This window comes from Anaerofustis stercorihominis, assembly GCF_005844425.1.
Taxonomy (GTDB): domain Bacteria; phylum Bacillota; class Clostridia; order Eubacteriales; family Anaerofustaceae; genus Anaerofustis; species Anaerofustis butyriciformans.
Genome location: NZ_SPHL01000067.1, coordinates 1 through 4,505 on the forward strand (window position 1 = coordinate 1; position 4,505 = coordinate 4,505).

Genomic DNA, 4,505 nt, shown 5'->3' on the forward strand with positions numbered 1-4,505 from the left:
AAAAACCTTGTAAATACTATGATAAGAAAGATTACAAAATATACAAACAGTTCGACAAACAGTTAGAAGAATATGTTAAAGATTTTAAGGAAGATGAAAGATACGATAAATACAAAGATATAATAAAATATATGTTTAAAGAAGAAGATTTTAATGATATAAATGATTTAATTTTACCTTCGTACATAATAGATGAAAAAGAGCATAAAGTTGTTATTGATTTTCATCCTTATAGTATAAGTTATAATTATGAAGATTTTATTGATGATGTTAAAGAACGAGAAGGGAGCGAAATAAATAGTATTGATAGTAAAGAAAAGGCTATTGAATGGCTTAGTTTAGGATTTTATCAAAACAGAACAATATTAGGGAAAAATGCAATTAAAATTGACTATATAGAAAAAACGGATGAAAAAGGCAATGTTTATTATGAGCTTGTTATTGATGATAAAATAAGAGAACAGATTTATAAACAAATAATTGACAACTTGGATAAGACGATGAAAGAAAATCCTTGTGAATTTTTTGAATAATAGAAAAGACACCGAAGGGTGTCTTTTTTTATTTAAGGAGGGATAAAATGAGTAATAAAAAAGATAAATATAAAATAAATTATAGCACATATGTATCAGGAGGGAGAGCCATGGGGAATAGTGGCTCGGCTATTAGAGGAGGATTAAGCTCTGCGTTTTCAAGAGTAAAATCAACATCAAATAAAGAAAATACATCTTCAAAGAAAAGTTCTTCCGGGGGTGTTTCGGGTTCATTTAAAAGCAGTGTTGGTTCTACAGTGACTTCAAATAAAAGTTCAAACAGTTACGACAGTTCTTCTAAAAGTAACAATAACCTTGATTATAATGTAAAGAAATATATGGGGCAGAGAGGTGGAACTTTTGGGGATAAATCATATACGAAAATAGGAGATGATTTTTATTTAAAGGCAAACCCATATTCCGGTATTGATATGAAGAAGAACAATAAGCCAACACTTTTAAAGGAAAATCAATATAACATTTCAGAAGAAAACAGAGAAAAGATAAACAAAGGGAAAATAGAAAGTTACATAAAAGGCATAAATCCTTATAGCGCACCGCCGAAAAACATAAGAGACGCAAAAGCGAAGGAAAGCGTGGAAAAGCTGATGAACGGACTGCAAAAGAGAAAGAGAGGACTTTTAAAGAATCAAAATGAAGGTGAAGTTTTATCTTACAAAAAAGGAATAGAGCAGGTCATGAATAATTACAAGCCGTACGGAGCGGACCAGAGGAACGTGAAAAAACAAAACGAAAGTTTGTATTCAGTGTATCCCGCATACGGAAGCAGGGTAACGAAGGAAGACATATCGCCATATGGTGCGAAGTTGAATGAATTTGCGAAAAAGAAAAATGCCAAGATGAAAGCGATTGAGGAAGAGAAAAACAAGAGTCAAAATCAAAGTAAAAAAAGTGCGGTGCAGGAGGTTATGAGTAAGTATTATAAACCGTATGGAACAGAGCAACAAAGCGCATTGAATAAAGAAAATAATGTTTTGTTTAAGGATTATCCAAGTTACGGAAGCAAAGTAACGAGTCAGGATATTCAAAACATAAATAGTGATATGAATAGTTTGGTAAAAAGGGTGAATGAGAATGCAAAGATAAAAGAAAAGATAGAAAAAGAGAAACAGAAGGAAAGAGAAGAGCGAAGTGAAAAATTAACAAACGTAAATGATTTTGTTCAAAGTATTTACGGTAAAGACGGTACGGACAATTACGGTTATTCGGTTAATAGTGTAGTCGGTCAACCGACGAAACAAAACTTTACAAAAGAGAATATAGGAAAGTCCGTGCCTGAGTATGAAAGTTTTGAGACGAAAGAAAAAAAAGCAAAGGAAATGGAAAAAGAATGTAATGCAGACCCAAACAAAGAAAAATATATAAAAAAAGGAGAAAGTACAGCGTCAAACAATACACTTGCGGGACCCAAACATGATACAAATCCTTTAAAGGCTCATATAGATAACAGCTGGTATTTAAAAAGAGGAATAGAACAAGATACCAGATATAAAAAGGGATTTGATTATATCACACAAGAAGAAAAAGATACAGCCAATTATATACTTGGGAAATACGGAGCAAAGGCACAGGCAGAATATTTAAGTAATATATTAAACAGAATGGAAGAAAGAAAAAGAGATGAAAAATATAGTAATATGAAAAATTTAGGTCCATTACAGATTATGTATTACGGACTTACAAACGGTATAGAAAATAATGCCCGAGATATTGTTCAGGGAATGAGTTTGGCAGGAGGAAATGAAAATGTTATTCGTAAATCAGGCAAAAGTATGGCAATAGAGAAAAAGAAAAAAGAGTTAACCGGAATGGATAAACGATTATTTGATGGGACTGAGTGGGTTGGTAACAATATTATAAGCTCACTTGGTTATGCTGTAAATCCTGCTGTAGGTGGACTATTTGACTTGACAGGAGAATATGGTTCAGGATATGGGAAAAGCATGGAAGGAGAATATTCAAAAAATGAAAAGAACGATATAGAAGCAGGAAAACAAAATGCCAAGAATAAAATGTTGGTAAAGGGATTAACAAATGTATTAACAAAAGGAGCAGGAAGTGCTTTTGATACGGTAATGCCAAATGACATCAAACATTTAAATATTATCAAAGAAATACTTTCAAATAAGTTAAATGAAAATGTAAAAGATAATATTGCTCCAAAATATAAAGATAAAGATAAAGACAGAGATAAAAAATAACTATATACATAGAATTAAAAATCATGGTATAATTTTAAAAAGAGGTATTAAAGTTATGAAAAAATCTTTAAAATATTCGCTTATTTATACAATTTTATTAATATTATTATTTTTATTTACAGTTGATATTCCTAACAGATATAATTCAAATCCAATGGTAGATTTAAAGAACAAATGTTATGATTATTTAACTTTAACAGGTGAGGATGATCCTTTTAAGGAGTATATTTTTATAATGAAAATAATGTATCCAAAACCTACGTTTGGGATAAAGTATGTAAACAGAAACGTTGATTATGAAATACTTGAAAGAGAAGAAAAAAAAGAGATTGTAGACGAAGGTACAATATATGAAGAAAAAAATTATTACAATAAAGTAAAGATAAAAGTAACATCATATAATTATGCCATTGCTTATAAGAATGCTGTAAAAGCGACGAACAAATATAAAAAAGAAAATGAGAATGCAGGTAAAGAAGAAATAGAAACATATTTTGCAGAACGTATAGAATATGAAGGAAAAAAAGTTATTGACAATGAAGAAAAAACAGTTATGTACGTTTATAAAAAGGAAGATGAAATTGAGTATGGGGATAAAAGTCGTTTATATAAAACTGTTATAAGTAAATTGCCAGAGCAAGAAAGTAATTTAGATTTTCTAAACGCAATGCTTGGAGGGTTGGTCGAAGAGATGGATAAGACAAAGCTTCCGGAGGGAGTTGACCTTGAGGAGACGATGAAGTTAATGAAGATAAAGTAGAATAGGAAGACACCGAGAGGTGTCTTTTTTGTTTTAAGTTGATATAACCTATGGTAATGTTATATAATCATTTTGAGGAGAATGGTATGAAAGAAAAAGTAAAAAATATTAAAAATAAAATTGGTCTTTTTACTACATTAATTATTTTATTTTTTTCTTTAATTTGCATAAAAAATTTTATATACAATAATGAATTAAATTATGAAAGAAGTTTGGATAGTCATGGATATTATATTTTATATAAAGAAAAAAACACATATACAGAAGAAAGAGAAATAATTGAATTAATGTGTCCTGATAAAAGCTATGATGTAACGGTTATATTTAATAAGCCAACATATAAATATATAAAAGATTGGCAGTTTAAATATAAAAATCCGGAATATGAAGACGATAAAACAGGAGTTGCAAGTGAATATAATTATGATACAAAAGTAATGCTTGAAGTAACATCATATGATTATTCTTTAGCATATAAAAATGCGGTTACGGTAACAAATAAATTTATTGAAGAAAATGAAAATGCAAGTAAAGAAGAAATAGAAAAATACTTTGCAAATCGCCTTGAATATGAATGGAAATACATAAAAAAGAACAAAATAAAAAAATCAATTTATATTTATAGGATGGAATGTCATAAAAGAAGTTATAGGGGGGGTTATGTTGTTGGAGTAAAATTTTTACCATATCAGAATAACGATGAGGATTTGGCAAATGCTGTTTTTGGCGGACTGGTCGAAGAGATGGATAAGACAAAACTGCCGGAGGGAGTTGATCTTGAAGAAACTTTGGAATTAATGGGGATAGAATAGATTAATAGATTAAGAATAAAAAGACACCGAGGGGTGTCTTTTTTTGTTAAAAAAATATTTATTTAAGGAGGGATAAAATGAGTAATAAAAAAGATAAATATAAAATAAATTATAGCACATATGTATCAGGAGGGAGAGCTGTAGGTAAAAGCGGTTCTTATAAAAAAGGAAGTACAGG

Annotated in this window: 4 protein-coding genes; all 4 read left to right on the top strand. The window is 29.7% G+C overall.

All coding sequences use genetic code 11. The features are described from left to right. Window positions 1-533 (top strand): hypothetical protein (locus FGQ49_RS10470; RefSeq protein ID WP_171020687.1); only part of this gene is annotated, 533 nt, incomplete at its 5' end. Between the two features lie 47 nt (window positions 534-580). Next, window positions 581-2,755 carry a hypothetical protein gene (locus FGQ49_RS10075; protein WP_138269736.1) on the top strand — a complete coding sequence of 725 codons (2,175 nt, stop codon included), beginning with the start codon at window positions 581-583 and terminating at the stop codon, window positions 2,753-2,755. 55 nt (window positions 2,756-2,810) lie between these two features. Beyond that, the gene (locus FGQ49_RS10080; RefSeq protein ID WP_138269737.1) at window positions 2,811-3,515 is read left to right on the top strand and encodes a hypothetical protein; all 705 of its coding nucleotides are present in this window, start codon (window positions 2,811-2,813) and stop codon (window positions 3,513-3,515) included. Between the two features lie 86 nt (window positions 3,516-3,601). Beyond that, complete coding sequence (locus tag FGQ49_RS10085; RefSeq protein WP_138269738.1) at window positions 3,602-4,327, top strand: hypothetical protein; 726 nt, start codon at window positions 3,602-3,604, stop codon at window positions 4,325-4,327. Window positions 4,328-4,505 lie beyond the last annotated feature (178 nt).

Bases quoted from the DNA above. Each gene is read 5' to 3' on its own strand.
- FGQ49_RS10085 (WP_138269738.1), top strand. From the start codon at position 3,602: ATGAAAGAAAAAGTAAAAAATATTAAAAATAAAATTGGTCTTTTTACT.
- FGQ49_RS10075 (WP_138269736.1), top strand. From the start codon at position 581: ATGAGTAATAAAAAAGATAAATATAAAATAAATTATAGCACATATGTA.
- FGQ49_RS10080 (WP_138269737.1), top strand. From the start codon at position 2,811: ATGAAAAAATCTTTAAAATATTCGCTTATTTATACAATTTTATTAATA.